At 62.1% G+C, this 16,374-nt stretch carries 15 protein-coding genes; 10 read left to right on the top strand and 5 right to left on the bottom strand.

All coding sequences use genetic code 11. The annotated features are described in order from the left end of the window. The first annotated feature begins 48 nt into the window (after window positions 1–48). Genes trpE through BCY88_RS16985 form a run of 6 tightly spaced genes read left to right on the top strand, consistent with a single transcriptional unit; the run spans window position 49 to window position 5,538 of the window. A complete protein-coding gene (gene trpE / locus BCY88_RS17010) occupies window positions 49–1,542 on the top strand; it encodes an anthranilate synthase component I (protein WP_120345376.1) in 1,494 nt (497 codons plus the stop codon). A gap of 13 nt (window positions 1,543–1,555) precedes the next feature. Beyond that, window positions 1,556–2,143, top strand: a complete 588-nt coding sequence (locus BCY88_RS17005) for an aminodeoxychorismate/anthranilate synthase component II (protein ID WP_120345375.1) — start codon at window positions 1,556–1,558, stop codon at window positions 2,141–2,143. A 17-nt stretch (window positions 2,144–2,160) separates the two neighbouring features. After that, complete coding sequence (trpD, locus tag BCY88_RS17000) at window positions 2,161–3,192, top strand: anthranilate phosphoribosyltransferase (protein ID WP_120345397.1); 1,032 nt, start codon at window positions 2,161–2,163, stop codon at window positions 3,190–3,192. Between the two features lie 18 nt (window positions 3,193–3,210). After that, window positions 3,211–3,996, top strand: a complete 786-nt coding sequence (gene trpC, locus BCY88_RS16995) for an indole-3-glycerol phosphate synthase TrpC (RefSeq protein ID WP_120345374.1) — start codon at window positions 3,211–3,213, stop codon at window positions 3,994–3,996. 39 nt (window positions 3,997–4,035) lie between these two features. Further along, window positions 4,036–4,662 carry a CYTH domain-containing protein gene (locus BCY88_RS16990; protein ID WP_120345373.1) on the top strand — a complete coding sequence of 209 codons (627 nt, stop codon included), beginning with the start codon at window positions 4,036–4,038 and terminating at the stop codon, window positions 4,660–4,662. A gap of 33 nt (window positions 4,663–4,695) precedes the next feature. Further along, the gene (locus tag BCY88_RS16985) at window positions 4,696–5,538 is read left to right on the top strand and encodes a uracil-DNA glycosylase (RefSeq protein ID WP_120345372.1); all 843 of its coding nucleotides are present in this window, start codon (window positions 4,696–4,698) and stop codon (window positions 5,536–5,538) included. A gap of 177 nt (window positions 5,539–5,715) precedes the next feature. On the opposite strand, the gene BCY88_RS16980 is transcribed toward BCY88_RS16985, so the two are convergent. From BCY88_RS16980 to BCY88_RS16965, 4 genes are all read right to left on the bottom strand, one after another. Then, window positions 5,716–6,312: an FMN-dependent NADH-azoreductase gene (locus BCY88_RS16980; protein WP_120345371.1), complete on the bottom strand. Its 597-nt coding sequence runs from the start codon at window positions 6,310–6,312 to the stop codon at window positions 5,716–5,718. 154 nt (window positions 6,313–6,466) lie between these two features. After that, window positions 6,467–8,257 (bottom strand): M61 family metallopeptidase, encoded by a 1,791-nt coding sequence (locus BCY88_RS16975; RefSeq protein WP_120345370.1) that lies wholly within the window; start codon window positions 8,255–8,257, stop codon window positions 6,467–6,469. A gap of 96 nt (window positions 8,258–8,353) precedes the next feature. Beyond that, the gene (locus tag BCY88_RS16970; RefSeq protein WP_120345369.1) at window positions 8,354–9,079 is read right to left on the bottom strand and encodes a DsbC family protein; all 726 of its coding nucleotides are present in this window, start codon (window positions 9,077–9,079) and stop codon (window positions 8,354–8,356) included. A 121-nt stretch (window positions 9,080–9,200) separates the two neighbouring features. Continuing rightward, window positions 9,201–10,373, bottom strand: a complete 1,173-nt coding sequence (locus BCY88_RS16965; protein WP_120345368.1) for a UbiH/UbiF family hydroxylase — start codon at window positions 10,371–10,373, stop codon at window positions 9,201–9,203. Between the two features lie 262 nt (window positions 10,374–10,635). Between BCY88_RS16965 and ychF the strand changes: the two genes are divergently transcribed. Next, complete coding sequence (ychF, locus tag BCY88_RS16960) at window positions 10,636–11,730, top strand: redox-regulated ATPase YchF (RefSeq protein WP_120345367.1); 1,095 nt, start codon at window positions 10,636–10,638, stop codon at window positions 11,728–11,730. Window positions 11,731–11,839: 109 nt separating this feature from the next. On the opposite strand, the gene BCY88_RS16955 is transcribed toward ychF, so the two are convergent. After that, complete coding sequence (locus BCY88_RS16955; protein ID WP_120345366.1) at window positions 11,840–12,814, bottom strand: glycerophosphodiester phosphodiesterase family protein; 975 nt, start codon at window positions 12,812–12,814, stop codon at window positions 11,840–11,842. Window positions 12,815–13,177: 363 nt separating this feature from the next. Here BCY88_RS16955 and ugpB point away from each other — a divergent pair, with 363 nt between their 5' ends. The 3 genes from ugpB to ugpE all read left to right on the top strand — a co-directional run bounded on the left by ugpB (window position 13,178) and on the right by ugpE (window position 16,305). Continuing rightward, window positions 13,178–14,503: a sn-glycerol-3-phosphate ABC transporter substrate-binding protein UgpB gene (gene ugpB / locus BCY88_RS16950; protein ID WP_120345365.1), complete on the top strand. Its 1,326-nt coding sequence runs from the start codon at window positions 13,178–13,180 to the stop codon at window positions 14,501–14,503. A gap of 75 nt (window positions 14,504–14,578) precedes the next feature. Next, entirely contained in the window at window positions 14,579–15,463 is an 885-nt protein-coding gene (gene ugpA, locus BCY88_RS16945) for a sn-glycerol-3-phosphate ABC transporter permease UgpA (RefSeq protein ID WP_120345364.1), read from the top strand. Further along, window positions 15,460–16,305: a sn-glycerol-3-phosphate ABC transporter permease UgpE gene (ugpE, locus tag BCY88_RS16940; RefSeq protein ID WP_120345363.1), complete on the top strand. Its 846-nt coding sequence runs from the start codon at window positions 15,460–15,462 to the stop codon at window positions 16,303–16,305. Before ugpA ends, ugpE begins: the two co-directional genes overlap by 4 nt. Window positions 16,306–16,374 lie beyond the last annotated feature (69 nt).

Here is a 16,374-nt window from a genome sequence, read left to right as displayed (position 1 = left end):
GCTTTGTCCGACGCATAGTGCCGTCTGACGTACGTACAGGATCGGAACATGACCGAACTCGAATTCCAGTCCCTCGCCAACGAGGGTTTCAACCGCATTCCGCTGATCGCCGAAGCGCTCGCCGACCTCGAAACGCCGCTCTCGCTGTACCTGAAGCTCGCGCAAACGGAACGCAACGGCGCGAACTCGTTCCTGCTGGAATCAGTGGTGGGCGGCGAACGGTTTGGCCGCTATTCGTTCATCGGCCTGCCGGCGCGCACGCTGCTGCGCACTCGCAACGGCATATCGGAAGTGGTGCGAGACGGCCAGGTCGTCGAAACGCACGAAGGCGATCCGCTCGAGTTCATCCAGCAATTCCAGGGCCGCTTCAAAGTCGCGCAGCGCCCCGGTCTGCCGCGTTTCGCGGGCGGTCTGGCGGGCTATTTCGGCTATGACGCGGTGCGCTACATCGAGAAAAAGCTCGCACACACCGCACCGCCGGACGATCTGAACCTGCCGGACATCCAGTTGCTGCTCACCGAAGAAGTGGCGGTGATCGACAACCTCGCGGGCAAACTCTACCTGGTGGTGTACTCGGATCCGACGCAGCCCGAGGCGTATACGAAGGCCAAGCAACGTCTGCGTGAATTGCGTCAGCGTTTGCGCACGACCGTGCAGCCGCCGGTCACGTCGGCCAGCGTGCGCACCGAGACCTACCGCGAGTTCGCCAAGGACGATTATCTGGCCGCCGTGCGCAAGGCAAAGGAATACGTTGCTGCCGGCGAACTGATGCAGGTGCAGGTCGGTCAGCGTCTGACCAAGCCTTACCGCGACAATCCGCTGTCGCTGTATCGCGCGCTGCGATCGCTGAATCCGTCGCCGTACATGTACTTCTACAACTTCGGCGACTTCCACGTGGTCGGCGCGTCGCCGGAAATTCTGGTGCGCCAGGAAAAGCGTGGCGAAGATCGCATCGTGACGATCCGGCCGCTCGCCGGCACCCGTCCGCGCGGCAATACGCCGGAACGCGACGCGGAGCTCGCTACTGAACTGCTGAATGATCCGAAGGAAATCGCCGAACACGTGATGCTGATCGACCTCGCGCGTAACGACGTCGGCCGCATCGCCCAGATCGGCTCGGTGGTCGTCACCGACCAGATGGTGATCGAGAAGTACTCGCACGTGCAGCACATCGTGAGTTCGGTCGAAGGCAAGCTGAAGCCCGGCACCACCAATTTCGACGTGCTGCGCGCCACTTTCCCGGCCGGCACGCTGTCCGGCGCGCCGAAGGTCCGCGCGATGGAACTGATCGACGAACTCGAACCCGTGAAGCGTGGCCTGTACGGCGGCGCGGTCGGCTATCTGTCGTTCACCGGCGAAATGGATCTGGCCATCACGATCCGCACCGGCGTGATCGCAAACGGCAATCTGTATGTGCAGGCGGCAGCGGGTGTAGTCGCGGATTCGGTGCCGGAATCCGAATGGCAAGAGACCGAGAACAAGGCGCGCGCGGTACTGCGCGCCGCGGAACAGGTTCAAGACGGCCTCGATAGCGACTTCTGACCGGAGACACACCATGCTGCTAATGATCGACAACTACGACTCGTTCACCTACAACCTGGTGCAGTACTTCGGCGAACTCGGCGAAGACGTGCGCACCTATCGGAACGACGAAATCACGCTGGATGAGATTGCGAAGCTCAACCCGGAACGGATCTGCCTGTCGCCCGGTCCGAGCAATCCGCAACACGCGGGCATCACGCTCGACGTGCTGCGCGAATTCGCCGGCAAAACACCGATTCTCGGCGTCTGCCTCGGCCATCAGGCGATCGGCGAAGCCTTCGGCGGGCGTGTGGTGCGCGCGCAAACCATCATGCACGGCAAAGTCAGCACGATCGAAACCGACTGCAAAGGCGTGTTCGCCGACCTGCCCAAGCATTTCGTCGTGACGCGCTACCACTCGCTCGCGATCGAACGCGAATCGCTGCCGGATTGCCTCGAAGTGTCGGCATGGACCGAAGACGGCGAAATCATGGGCGTGCGTCACAAGGAACTGGCCGTTGAAGGCGTGCAGTTCCATCCGGAATCGATCCTGTCCGAACACGGCCACGCATTGCTCGAAAACTTCGTGAAGCAGTCGAAGACGGCCCACCGCAACGCTTGATGAAGAGAGACGAAATCATGTCGATTACGCCCCAGGAAGCGCTGCAACGTACGATCGAGCACCGCGAAATTTTCCACGACGAAATGCTGCATCTGATGCGGCTCATCATGCGCGGCGAACTCTCGCCCGTGATGTCGGCGGCGATCATTACCGGCTTGCGCGTCAAAAAAGAGACCATCGGCGAAATCACCGCCGCCGCCACGGTGATGCGTGAATTTGCCCGGCACGTCGACGTGCAGGACAACTCGAACTTCGTCGATATCGTCGGAACAGGCGGTGACGGCTCGCACACCTTCAATATTTCCACGGCAACGATGTTCGTTTCCGCCGCGGCCGGCGCGAAGGTCGCGAAGCACGGCAATCGCGGCGTGTCGAGCAAGTCGGGCAGCGCGGACGTGCTCGAAGCGCTCGGCGTCAATATCGATCTGCAGCCGGATCAGGTAGCGGCCTCGATTGCGGAAACCGGCATGGGTTTCATGTTCGCGCCGAACCACCACCCGGCGATGAAAAACATCGCGCCGGTGCGCCGCGAACTGGGCGTGCGGACCATCTTCAACATTCTCGGGCCGCTGACCAATCCGGCCGGCGCGCCGAATCAGCTGATGGGCGTGTTCCACGCCGACCTCGTCGGCATTCAGGTACGCGTGATGCAACGCCTCGGCGCGAAGCACGTGCTGGTGGTGTACGGCATGGATGGCATGGACGAAGTCTCGCTCGGCGCGGCCACGCAGGTGGGCGAGTTGCGCGACGGCCAGATCCACGAGTACGAAATCCATCCGGAAGACTTCGGCATGCAAATGGTGTCGAATCGCACACTGAAAGTGGCCGACTCCGCCGAATCCAAACTGATGCTGCTCGAAGCGCTCGACAACAAGCCTGGCGTCGCGCGTGAAATCGTCACGCTGAACGCGGGCACGGCGCTCTATTCAGCGAACGTGGCAGCCTCGATTGCGGACGGCATCCAGTTGGCGCGCGAAGCGATCGCGAGCGGCAAAGCGCGCGCAAAGGTCGACGAACTGATCCGCTTCACCCAGCAATTCAAGCAGTAACTACGTAGCGAGATACTCATGAGCGACATCCTCGACCGCATCATCGCGGTCAAACGCGAAGAAGTCCGCGCGGCCGAACAGAGCGCACCGCTCGAAGCGCTGCGCCTCGAAGCCTCGTCGCGCGACATTCGCGATTTCGTCGGCGCATTGCGCGCGAAACACGCCGCCGGTCTGGCCGCCGTGATCTCCGAAGTGAAGAAAGCGAGTCCGTCGAAAGGCGTGCTGCGCGAAAACTTTGTCCCCGCCGAGATTGCGCGTTCATATGAAAAGCACGGGGCAGCCTGCCTGTCCGTCCTCACCGACGTGCAGTTCTTCCAGGGCAGCGTGGCGTATCTGGAAGAAGCGCGCGCAGCATGCAATCTGCCGGTGCTGCGCAAAGATTTCATCGTCGACCCGTATCAGATCGTCGAAGCCCGCGCGATGGGCGCGGACGCGATTCTGCTGATCGCCGCCGCGCTGGAAACCTCGCAGATGCAGGATCTGGAAGCGCTCGCGCATTCCCTGGGCCTCGCGGTGCTGGTCGAAGTGCACGACAGCAATGAGCTGATGCAGGCGCTCACGCTGAAGACCCCGCTGATCGGTATCAACAACCGCAATCTGCGCACGTTCGAAACCTCGATCGAGACCACCATCGGCATGCTCGAATCGATTCCGGACGACCGTATCGTCGTCACGGAGTCCGGCATTCTGTCGCGCGTCGATGTCGAACGTCTGCGGGCGATGGACGTGCATACATTCCTCGTCGGCGAGGCGTTCATGCGCGCGCAGGAGCCGGGCGTGGAACTTGCGCGCATGTTTTTCTGAGCGCAAGTTCAACACGCGGGCTACATAGCGGAGCAGGTCATGGGCATGGAACGTGAAATCAAGCTGGCACTGCCGCCCGCGCGGGTGCAGGCGGCGACGCAATGGTTCGTCGCGCGCGTCGGCGCGGCGGGTCGCCCGATCAGGCTGGTGAATATTTACTTCGACACTCCCCAACTGACGCTGGCCAGTTCGAAGAGCGCGTTGCGTTTGCGGCAGACGCCGGACGGCTGGCTGCAGACCTTCAAAACGGTGGGCAACGCCAGCAATGGTCTGCACAGCCGGCATGAGTGGGAAATGCCGGTGGCCGGTGAAAAGCTGGAGATCGACGCGTTGCTGCACGCATGCGACGAACAATCCGCCGCCGACGCGCTGCGCCAGGCAGCGCCCGCGCTCATCGAACTGTTCCGCACGAACTTCACCCGCACGCTGTGGAATGTCGAACTCGACAGCGCACAAATCGAAGCCGCGATCGATCAAGGCGACGTGTTCGCTGAGGTGAACGGCGAGACGCGTCGCGCGCCGATCTCGGAAGTCGAACTCGAGCTGAAATCCGGCGACGAAGCCGCGCTCCACGCACTCGCGGCAGAACTCGGCAAACAGATAGCCGGTCTCGCACCTGACAATATCAGCAAGGCACAGCGCGGTTATCAGTTGCGAGCGGGTTGAGCAACGCTGCGTTTGCTGCGACACTTCCCCGCCATGACCTCCGCTTCCCGTACCCGCTCCCATTCGTCGCAAGCCTCGTTGTTCGGCGACGCTCCTGCCACGCCAGCCAGCGCAACCGCGCAGCCGCAGCAAACACCGGCAGCCGCCGATTCACCGCCGCCAGCGCTTGAAGCCCAATTCGCCGCTCTGCCTCCGGCCTGGCGCGCGCACCTCACACCGTTTATCGAGAGCGACGCCTACCCGTCGCTGTGCCGTTTCGTCGACGGTGAGCGCGCGGCCGGCAAAACCGTCTATCCCGCCGACGTCTTCCGGGCCCTGCGCCTCACCAGCCCCGACGAAGTCAAAGTCGTGATCCTCGGCCAGGACCCGTACCACGGCGAAGATCGCGGCACGCCGCAAGCGCACGGACTGGCCTTTTCCGTGGCGCCGAACGTGCGTACACCGCCGTCGCTGCGCAATATGTTCAAGGAAATCGCCGCCAGCCTCGGCCACGAGCCGCCTCGTCATGGTTGCCTCGACACCTGGGCCAAACAGGGCGTGCTGCTGTTGAACACGGTGCTGACCGTCGAGCGCGATTCGGCCGCGAGTCACGCGAAACGCGGCTGGGAGAAGTGCACGGATACGCTGATCCACGAATTGGCCATGCGCCATGACGGCCTCGTATTCATGCTGTGGGGCGCACATGCACAAGCCAAACGCGCGCTGTTAGGCGGTAAATCTCATTACGTGCTGGAAGCGCCGCACCCCTCGCCGCTGTCGGCACATCGCGGCTTTCTCGGCTGCGGACACTTTGCATTGGCAAACGAATTTCTTGTGAAGCACGGCCGCACACCGATCGATTGGCGCTTGCCCGACGAAGCGCAAATGCTGGCGTAAGGCCCGTCGCGCGAAACGCGCTAACACCAGCCAAAGGTCGGTGGCTGGAACCCGGGGGCCGAGCACAGGTCACCAGGATATCAACCGCAAAAACAAAAGCGCCACGGAATTCACATTCCGTGGCGCTTTTTCATTCCACCGCGCCGCGATCACGCAGCGCGGGACAAACCTCAAACCTTACGCGGCAGCGATCGCTTCACGCGCGCCAGCCAATGCTGCGCTCGCAGCATCCGGGCCCATGTTCAGGCCTTCGGCGTAGATGAAGTTCACATCGGTCATGCCGAGGAAGCCGAGGAATGCCTTCAGGTACGGTGTCTGGCTATCGTTCGGGGTGCCGACATATTTGCCGCCGCGCGCCGAAACCACGTGGACTTTCTTGCCCTTCACGAGGCCTTCCGGACCATTCGCCGTGTACTGGAACGTGATGCCAGCGCGAGCGATGAAGTCGAAATACGTCTTCAGTTGCGACGAGATGCCGAAGTTGTACATCGGTGCGCCGATCACGATGATGTCGGCGGCTTGCAGTTCGGCGATCAGCGCTTCGCTGCGTGCAGCGATCGCGACCTGTTCCGGCGTGCGCTGGTCAGCCGGCGTAAAGAACGCGCCGAGCACGGCGTCGTCCAGATGCGGCAGCGGTTCAGCTTGCAGGTTACGGACGACGACTTGCGCGCCCGGATTCGATTGTTGCAGCTTTGCGGTCAGCTCGTTGAGGAGCAGGGTTGAGTTCGCGCCTTGCGAGCGTGCTGCCGAGTTGATTTGCAGGATCGTGGTCATGGTTGACTCCAGTAGGGGCGCGCAATGTTGCGCGAGTGGAGTCATTGTGTTTTTTTACCGACGCGGGAAAAAGCCGTGCGGCAGCGAAGGATTGTTGCACTGGTAGAACAATCCCTCGCTTTGAAACGGCGATTAACGCCGTTCCGGATTACGCTCAGCTTGCAAGCCAGCGCTCCCGCGCCTTGCGCGCCGCAGGCCGTTTGTCGCTCACTGCAAGCTTGTAACGCGACACCTCAGGCCCGTCCAGCTTGACTTGCGCCGTACGCAGCTCGTCACGGCGGAAGGCGTGGACTTCGACTTTTGCGCCCGGCTGATAGCGCGACAGCAGCGAATCAAGATTCGCGCCGGTCACGCGCAGGCCGTCGAGCGCGATCAGCACATCGCCCGCGGAAAGCCCGGCTTTTTGTGCCGCGCTGCCTTCGTGAACCGCCGCCAGCGTGCAATCCGCGCCGCCGCGCACGCGCACACCGAGTGACGGCTTGCCATTCTTTTCCAGATCCGGAGCGAGCGTGACGCCAAACGGCTCAAGCAGCGTGTCGAGGGGCAGATCACGTGTGCCGTACACGGCTTCGGCGAACAACTCGCCCAGTTGAACGCCGGTCGCTTCGACAAAAATCGCTTCGACCTCACTTTCTTCCACACCGACGGGCTTGCCGCGATAGAAATCGCGCCCAAACCGCTGCCACAGCAGACGCATCACGTCGTCGAGCGATTTGCGGTTGTTGGTCTGCGTGCGAATCGTCAGATCGAAGGCGAGCGCGACGAGCGAGCCCTTGGTGTAATAGCTGACGATCGCATTCGCCGCGTTTTCGTCCTGCCGGTAGTACTTGACCCAGGCGTCGAACGAGCTCTCGGCCACCGACTGCTTCAGACGGCCGCTGCCGCGCAGCACGCCGCCCGCCACCTTGCCGAGCAAACTGAAATACTCGTCTTGCGTGATCAAACCGCTGCGCACGAGAATCAGGTCGTCGTAGTAAGAAGTGAAGCCTTCGAACAGCCACAGCAGCGGCGTGTAGTTTTCGACGCTCAGATCGTACGGCGCGAACACCGCCGGCTTGATCCGCTTCACATTCCAGGTGTGGAAGTATTCATGGCTGCACAAGCCGAGGTAGGTCCGGTAGCCCTCGGTAGTGCCATCGCGGCCTTGCACTGGCAAATCGCCGCGATTGCAGATCAGTGCCGTCGAGGCGCGATGCTCCAACCCACCATAACCGTCGGTGACGGCCTGCGTCATGAACACGTAGCGATCCATCGGCGCCTTGTTCGACTTCGGCTCGAACAAGGCGATCTGCGCTTCGCAAATACGCTTCAGATCGGCGGACAAACGCGCCATATCGAGCCCGATCACACGTCCCGCGATCACGATGTCGTGCGGTACGCCGTGCGCCTTGAACGTCTCCAGCGCGAATTCGCCCAACGTGACCGGGTGATCGATCAGCTCGTCATAGTTCTGCGCGCGATACTCACCGAAGCCATAGCGCTTCGTGCCGCGCGCTTCCGGCAACGCGGTCGCGACCCGCCAGTCGCGATACGCCGCACCGTCGGGCTTCTGGATATCGACCACGCACTGCGCCTCCTCGTGCCCGAGCGGCGCCAGGAACACGCTGGTGCCGTTGAAAAAGCCCGTCGTGTCGTCGAGATGCGCGGCGCGCACCGACATATCCCATGCATACACCTCATAGCGCAGCGTCAGTGCGCCTTTCACCGGCGCGGCCTGCCACGTGTGCTTGTCGGTCTTTTCGACGCGCACCTTCCGCCCCGCCTCATTGGTGCCGCGCAGCGTGACGATGTTGCGGGCAAACTCGCGCACCATGTAGCTGCCCGGAATCCACACCGGCAGCATGAAACGCTGGCCGGCCGGATCGGGATCGGCGACGGTCACGGTGACTTCGAACAGATGGGCGGCGGGCTGCTTGGGAACGATGGTGTAGCGGATCGGCTTCATCGGCGGCGATTAGGAGATTTCTGGCGGGGAAGGTTCGGGGCTTGATGTGAAAGGAGGCGCACTTCGCGCCTCCTTTCTTCGACTTGTGCCGGGTGCTCAGCGCACGGCGGACATTTCCTTATCCAGCCGGTCTGCCGACACGGCGCCTGGCAGGCGGCGGCCGTCGGCGAGGAACACGGTCGGCGTGCCGTCGACACCCATCGCGCGGCCGAGCGCGAGGTTTTTGTCGAGTGCGGCGGTGTCGCAGGTGCCGGCAGCGGTAGGCGCCTGATGGTCCTGCATCCACGATTCCCATGCCTTCGCGCGGTCAGCCGAACACCAGATCGACTTCGACTTGACGGTCGAATCCGGCGACAGCACCGGGTACAGGAAGGTGTAGACCGTGACGTTATCGAGCGACTTGAGCGAAGTCTCGAGCTGCTTGCAGTACGGGCAGTTCGGATCGGAGAACACGGCGATCTTGCGCGCGCCGTTGCCCTTCACGACCTTCACCGCGTTCGCGAACGGCAGGCTCGCGAAATCGATGCGGTTGGTCTCCGCCAGACGCGCTTCAGTCAGATTCTTGCGTGTCTTCGCGTCGACCAGGTCGCCGAGCATGAGGTAGTCGCCATTCGCATCGCTATAGATGATCTGCGTGCCGAGATTCACTTCGTAGAGGCCGGCAATCGGCGACTTCGTCACACTCTTGATCGTCACGTCGGCCAGACGCGTTTGCAACGTGGCCTTGAGCTTGTCGGTGGCTTGATCGGCCTGCGCGGAGCAGCCCATTGTCACGGCGGCGATCGCGAGCGCAGCGGCCGCGATGCGGAAGGATTTTTTCATGCTGAATTCCTGGAGTTCAATCGCGCATGGCGCGTTTTGGGGACGTATCCGGTGTGACCGGAATGACGCCCATCCGTTCATGATACCCGTCTCGCCGGCCGGGCATGCCGGCTCGGGCGTTTTACCCAAGCGCGGCCGACACCAGCCAGCGCTTGATGAACGGCTGCGCGCCGACAAATGCCATGCCGGTATTGCGCAATGCCTTGGCAAACGGACCGGGCACCGAGAAGAGCTTTTGCAGGCCGTCGGTGGCGATCATCAGCGCGCGGATGTCTTCGCGGCGGGCGCGCTCGTAGCGGCGCAGCAGCACCATGTCGCCGAGATCGCGGAATGCTTCCTTGCCGGCGACCGTCTCGGCGAGCGCCGCGACATCGCGCAAACCGAGGTTCATGCCCTGACCCGCCAACGGGTGGATCAGATGCGCGGCGTCGCCGACCAGCGCGACGCGCGGCGCCACGAGCCGCTCGACGGTTTGCAGCGCGAGCGGGAAACCTTGCGCGGGTGTCACACATTCCAGAGCGCCGAACTGCTCCCCCGTCACGCGCTCGACTTCAGCCGCGAGTTGGGCGGGATCGAGCGCGAGCAGTTGCTCGGCGTGCTCGGTGCGCGCCGACCAGACCAGCGACACGTGGCCCTCCGGCATCGGCAGCAGCGCGATGATTTCGCCGTCCTTGAACCATTGGTAAGCGGTCTCGCTATGCGGTTTTTCGGCCTTGAAGTTTGCAACTACACCGGTTTGCTTATAGTCGCGCCGGTTCATCTCCGAGCCGATCTGCGCGCGTACCCATGAGTGCGCGCCGTCCGCGCCGACCACCAGATCGGCCTCGAGCACATTACCGTTGGCAAGCCCGACGCTCGCGCCCTCGGCGGTAAAGTCGAGCGCCTGGGCGCGCGTGTCGATCCAGGTGAGATTCGGCTGGAAACGCAGCGCGGCATCCAGCGCGCGTTCGATTACCGACGACTCGACAATCCACGCCAGTTGCGGCACAGACGCCTGAAACGCGGAAAAATGGAGTTCGGCATGTGCGTCGCCATAAACGCGCATGTCGTAGACAGGCCCGAGCTTTGACAGATCGAGCGCCTGCCAGACTCGCAGGCGCTCCAGCAGCGCCTGCGAACTCGACGAAAGCGCGTAGACCCGCGAGTCGAAACTCGCGCCCGGCGGCAGCGCCGCGCAGGGTTGCGCGAGCAGCGCCACGCGCAGTCCGCCTTGCGTCAGCGCCAGCGCCGCGGTCTTGCCGACGAGCCCGCCGCCGATCACGGCAGCATCAAAGGTCTGGTGGTGTGCGTTCATCCGCGCATTATAGCCGTGGGGGTTGCGGGGGACGGATCGAGCCCGCAGCTTTACCCGAGGCAGATCAAGAACCCGATCCGAACGGGTTACAATTGCGCTTTCCGTGACAAAACTCGCCCAGAATCGTCGAGGCAACGCCCCGATCTGGTGTCTTGTCCCGCTCCGCTGCGCCTGCCGCGCCACGCCAAACGCGAAGGCTTTCCGAATCCCGCACACAGCGTCGAGCGCATCACGCAACTTACTGATTCACTGAAGGATTTCCATGAGCCTCAAATGCGGCATCGTCGGCCTGCCTAACGTCGGCAAGTCCACCCTGTTCAACGCGCTGACCAAGGCGGGCATTGCCGCCGAAAACTACCCGTTCTGCACGATCGAGCCGAACGTCGGCATCGTCGAAGTGCCGGACGCGCGTCTGAAGGCGCTTGCCGAAATCGTCAAGCCCGAGCGCATCCTGCCGGCCGTGGTGGAATTCGTCGACATCGCCGGCCTCGTGGCCGGGGCGAGCAAGGGTGAGGGCCTGGGCAACCAGTTCCTCGCGAACATCCGCGAAACCGACGCGATCACGCACGTGGTGCGCTGCTTCGAAGACGAAAACGTGATCCACGTCGCAAACAAGGTCGATCCGCTGTCGGACATCGAAGTGATCAACACCGAGCTGGCGCTGGCCGACCTCGCGACCGTCGAAAAGGCGCTCTCGCGCTATTCGAAGGCCGCCAAGTCGGGTAACGACAAGGAAGCGATCAAGAACGCCGCCGTGCTGGAAAAAGTGCGCGCGCAGCTCGACCAGGCCAAGCCGGTCCGCGCGCTCGACCTGTCGGATGAAGAAAAGGCCACGCTCAAGCCGTTCTGCCTGATCACCGCCAAGCCGACCATGTACGTCGCCAACGTGAAGGACGACGGCTTCGAGAACAACCCGCACCTCGACGCAGTCACGAAGTTCGCGGCAGCCGAAGGCGCGCCCGTGGTCGCCGTGTGCGCGGCGATCGAAGCGGAAATCGCCGACCTCGACGAAGCGGACATGGCGGTGTTCCTCGCCGACATGGGCATGGAAGAGCCGGGCCTGAACCGCGTGATTCGCGCGGGTTTCAAGCTGCTGGGCCTGCAAACCTACTTCACCGCGGGTGTGAAGGAAGTGCGCGCGTGGACGATCCATATCGGCGACACCGCACCGCAGGCAGCGGGCGCGATCCACACCGACTTCGAGCGCGGCTTCATTCGCGCGCAGACGATCGCCTTCAACGACTACATCACCTACAAGGGTGAGCAAGGTGCGAAGGAAGCCGGCAAGATGCGCGCGGAAGGCAAGGAATACGTCGTGCACGACGGCGACGTCATGAACTTCCTGTTCAACGTCTGAGGCTTCGGTCTGGCGCAAGCGGTTGAATGGCAGAAGGCCAGACGGACATCAACCACCGCCGCTTATCGCATCTCCCACGAAAGCCTGCTTAAAAGCGGGCTTTTTTGTTTTACTGAGCGAGCTTCGCGTTGACTGCGGCGCACTTGAGCGGCATCGCGATACCTTCGCGCACGGCCGCCATCTTCGACGGCGAATCCGCCAGCACAGCATCGATTCCCAGACACGCTGCCATCCGATAGTCGTCCGCATTATTGACCGCGATCGCCACGATCCGAACATCAGGCTTTTGCCGGAAGCAGGCGACCGTGGCGGGCGTCCATAGCGTTGCCTGCACATCGGAGCGCCCCTCGCCCAGCGTAAATTTCTCGACCACGGTCATTGCCCGATGCAACTCGAAGGCGGTCGACGCGTGCTCCGCAGGGGCGTCCACGCAACCCTGATTCAGCAAGACGCGCACGAGCCGTCCACGTGTCGCATCGCGCGACTCGAATAGTTTTGCCTGCGGATAGGCCGCGAAACTCTGCTGGTAATCGGCTTCGGTCGAATAGATCGTGACGCGCGACCAGGCGTTTTCCTCATCAAGCAGCCGCGCCACAGCCAGCGCCTGCGGCGCGGCGGGCAGCGCTTTCATGTCCAGGATGACCGGCATCGAGGCCGGAAGCGCACGCAATGCCTCCCGCAGTGTTGGAATGCCGACCGGGCGATCGCGATAGGGATACCCATCGCCGCGGCGGAAATTCCAGCCCGCGTTCACGCGCGCGAGTTCCGCTGCCGTGAGAGCGGACACAGGCCCCTTCGCATCGGTCAAGGCCGACAGATCGGCCGGACGGTACAGCACCGGTACGCCGTCCTTGCTCAACTGAACCGTGAGCCACATGGCGTCGGCATGATGCGCGATCGACTGGCGAATCGCTTCGAGCGTGTTTTCGGGCGCGTCGCCCGTGCCGCCACGATGCGCGATGATCCTCGGCAACGAAGTGACGGGCGCCGGCCCATTCTCCGTCGTGACGGGTGCCAACGCACACCCTGCGAGCACGAGGCCCGCAATCGAACCGCAAACAGCTAATCGCACTGAACTCAGCATCTGGAATCCTGATTAATAAACACGTGAACCAAAACCGTGCATGCTCGAGCAAAACACGCCCAACGTCCCTCTTTCCAACGTACCCGCAAACGGGCAACGGCAATCAACGGCCTGCGTGCCGGGTTGACTTTGCGCAAAATCGCGCCTTCCGATACTCCCTATTTCAGTTTCGTGACAGCCGGTGTTAAATTGCCGCAACCGGCTCCCGTCAAAAACGGACCGCCGTCCGGCAGCCGTCGCCAGACTGTCATCGAACACAAATAGAATCGCGCGATTCGCATTCGCGCCCATTTCGCAACGAAGTTGCATGGGACCGGATTCAGCGCCAAAGCGCTAACGCCGGTCGACAAAGGAGAAAAATCGATGAGTTGCAAGCCGCTATTCCGTTCACTTTCCGTTGCCGCCGTATTGAGCCTCGGCATGAGCCAGGCAGCCCATGCCGCCACTGAAATCCAGTTCTGGCACGCCATGGAAGCCGCTCTCGGCGAGCGTCTGAACGACATTGCCAACGCGTTCAACGCGTCGCAAAGCGACTACAAGATCGTACCGGTGTTCAAGGGCAGCTACGACCAGACCCTCGCTGCGGGCATCGCGGCCTATCGCAGCGGCAACGCGCCTGCCATTCTGCAGGTCTACGAAGTCGGCACCGCGACAATGATGCAAGCCAAAAAGGCCGTGATCCCGGTCTCGGAAGTGTTCAAACAAGCCGGCGTGCCGCTCGACGAAAAAGCCTTCGTACCGACCATTGCCAGCTACTACAGCGACGCGAAAACCGGCGAACTGATCTCGATGCCGTTCAATAGCTCGACGCCGGTGCTGTACTACAACAAGGATGCGTTCAAGAAAGCCGGGCTCGATCCGAATCAGCCGCCGAAAACCTGGGCCGAATTGCAGGTTGACGCGCAGAAGCTCAAGGCGTCGGGCATGACATGCGGTTATTCGTCGGGCTGGCAGAGCTGGATTCAGCTCGAAAACTATAGCGCCTGGCATGGCGCGCCGTTCGCGTCGAAGAACAATGGGTTCGACGGTGCCGACGCGCAGCTCGAATTCAACAAGCCGCTGCAGGTCGCGCACATCCAGTTCCTGCAGAACATGCAGAAGGAAGGCACCTTCACGTACGTCGGCCGCAAAGACGAACCGGTGTCGAAGTTCTATAGCGGCGACTGCGGGATCATTACGAACTCGTCGGGCTCGCTTGCCACGATCAAGAAGTACGCGAAATTCAGTTTCGGCACCGGCATGATGCCGTACGACGCGAACGTGAAGGGCGCGCCGCAGAACGCGATTATCGGCGGGGCAAGTCTGTGGGTGCTGTCCGGCAAAGATCCGGCTGTATACAAGGGCGTGGCGAAATTCATGTCTTATCTGTCGTCGGCACCGGTTGCCGCGAAGTGGCATCAAGACACCGGCTATCTGCCGGTCACGACCGCCGCGTATCAGTTGACCCAGCAGCAAGGCTTCTACGAGAAGAATCCGGGCAGCGATACCGCGATCAAGCAAATGCTCAACAAACCGCCCCTGCCGTACACGAAGGGCTTGCGTCTGGGCAACATGCCGCAGATCCGCACCGTGATCGACGAAGAACTCGAACAGGTGTGGGCGGACAAGAAGACGCCGCAACAGGCACTCGATTCGTCGGTGTCGCGTGGCGACGAGCTGCTGCGCCGCTTCGAGAAAGCCGGTAATTAACCAGGCACCAGCCGGCAAGGTTTCGGTGCGTCCGCACCGAAACCTCTTGTTGTAGAAGAACCTCGGGAATTCTCAATGGAAAAGCGCTCCAGCTTCGGCACCAGCGTCCTGCCCTACCTGCTCGTTGCGCCGCAACTCCTGATCACGCTGCTGTTCTTTCTGTGGCCTGCGGGCGAAGCACTGTGGCAATCCACGCAGAGCCAGGACGCGTTCGGCACGTCGACCGAATTTGTCGGACTCGCCAATTTCAAGCAGCTATTCGCCGATCCGCTCTATCTGTCGTCGTTCTATACGACGCTGATTTTCTGTGCGCTCGTCACGGTGAGCGGATTGGTAATTTCGCTCCTGCTCGCGGTCTGTGCGGATCGCGTGACGCGCGGCGCCCGGGCCTATCAGACGCTCCTGATCTGGCCGTATGCGGTCGCGCCCGCCATCGCCGCCGTGCTGTGGTCGTTCCTGTTCAACCCGAGCATCGGCCTCGTCACTTATGCGCTCGCGAAGTACGGCATCGTCTGGAATCACGCATTGAACTCGGGCCAGGCGATGTTTCTGGTTGTGCTGGCATCGGTGTGGAAACAGGTCAGCTATAACTTTCTGTTCTTCTATGCCGGCTTGCAGGCCATTCCGCGTTCGCTGATCGAAGCGGCGGCTATCGACGGCGCCGGTCCGGTACGGCGTTTCTTCGGCATCGCGCTGCCGCTGCTTTCGCCGACCAGCTTTTTCCTGCTGGTGATCAATATCACCTACGCATTCTTCGACACCTTCCCGGTGATCGACGCCGCCACCGGTGGCGGCCCGGCGCAAGCCACCCGTACGCTGATCTACAAGATCTTCGCCGAAGGCTTCCAGGGTCTGGACATCGGCAGCTCGGGCGCGCAGTCCGTCATTCTGATGGTGATCGTCGTGGCGTTGACGGTCGTGCAATTCCGCTTCATCGAACGCAGGGTTCAATACTCATGATCGAGAACCGCCGCGGTTTCGACCTCTTCTGCCATGCGGTGCTGATTCTCGGCGTCGTGCTGGTGGTGTTTCCCGTGTACGTCGCGTTCTGCGCGGCGACGATGAGCGAGCACGAGGTGTTCAGCGTGCCGCTCTCGCTGGTGCCGAGCACGCATCTGTTCGAGAACATTGCGACGGTCTGGTCGCAAGGCAGCGGCAATGCCGCCGCGCCGTTCGGCCGCATGCTGTTCAATAGCCTCGTGATGGCGCTGGTGATTTCGATCGGCAAGATCGCGATCTCGATGATCTCCGCGTACGCGATCGTGTTTTTCCGCTTTCCGTTTCGCAATCTGTCGTTCTGGCTGATCTTCATCACGCTGATGCTGCCGGTCGAAGTGCGGATCTTTCCGACCGTGCAGGTCGTGTCGTCGATGCATATGAGCAATACGTATAGCGGCCTGACTTTACCGCTGATCGCCTCGGCCACCGCCACCTTCCTGTTCCGTCAGTTCTTCATGACGCTGCCCGATGAACTGATGGAAGCGGCGCGTATCGACGGCGCCGGCGCGCTGCGTTTCTTCTGGGACGTGGTGTTGCCGCTGTCGAAAACGAACATGGCCGCGCTGTTCGTGATCACCTTCATTTACGGCTGGAATCAGTATCTGTGGCCGATCCTGATTACGAGCCAGCAATCGCTGACCACCGCCGTGGTCGGCATCAAAAGCATGATCGCTTCCGGCGACACGGCGACCGAATGGCACCTCGTGATGACCGCGACCCTGCTCGCCATGCTGCCGCCGCTCGCTGTCGTCCTGACGATGCAGCGCTGGTTCGTGCGTGGACTCGTGGACTCGGAGAAATAACTCGCGCGGCGTAGGCGAACTTCGGCGCCGGACATTGAATCAAGAACACCGCGCGATACGTGGGAAATA

The sequence above is a fragment of the Paraburkholderia fungorum genome, from assembly GCF_003610895.1.
Lineage (GTDB): Bacteria > Pseudomonadota > Gammaproteobacteria > Burkholderiales > Burkholderiaceae > Paraburkholderia > Paraburkholderia fungorum_B.
This window is presented reverse-complemented; position numbering and strand designations above follow the sequence as displayed.